This window comes from Bradyrhizobium sp. MI1.7, assembly GCF_055811795.1.
This window is the reverse complement of record NZ_JBVVPO010000255.1, coordinates 1-515: the sequence shown is the minus strand read 5'-3', so window position 1 is coordinate 515 and position 515 is coordinate 1. Positions and strand designations below refer to the sequence as shown.

The following is a 515-nucleotide window of genomic DNA, read 5'->3' as shown; positions in this document are numbered from 1 at the left end:
GACCTCGAATGTAATGCGCTGTCCTTCAGTCAAGTCCTTCAGTCCGGCCCGCTCGACTGCGGTGATATGAACGAACACATCACGGCCGCCGTCATCGGGATTGATGAAGCCATAGCCACGCTCTCCATCGAAGAACTTGACCGTACCAACCATGGACATCGCGAAACCCCTCCCCCCGTATTGTAGGCTCGCCATGAAAGCGGACGACCTATTCTTCGCCGAGCCAAACCGAAACGCTTTCTAGGACAGCGCGCCTGACCGGCAAATTGCCCTTAGGGACAATTGCAAGCTTCGGTTCGGTCGCCTTTTATGGGCGCGCGAATGGCGTCGCGCAGGGACAGGGAGGCGCTCATGGGGTCGATGGAAGAGTTCATCCACTATGCGAATTTGATCATCGCCAAGCGGCAGCTTGCCAATCCGAGCATCACGGACAAACACCGGCGGATGCTCGCAAGGCTGGTCGCGCAGGAGGAAGCGAAACGCTTTCACGAAGAGGACGGCGGTCACGCTGAATG

General features: G+C 57.9%; 1 protein-coding gene. It reads right to left on the bottom strand.

Annotation, left to right across the window (positions count from 1 at the left end):
* Positions 1–159: cold-shock protein (locus tag AC0L3X_RS47415; protein ID WP_473317654.1), on the bottom strand; the 159-nt coding region annotated here is incomplete at its 3' end.
* Positions 160–515 lie beyond the last annotated feature (356 nt).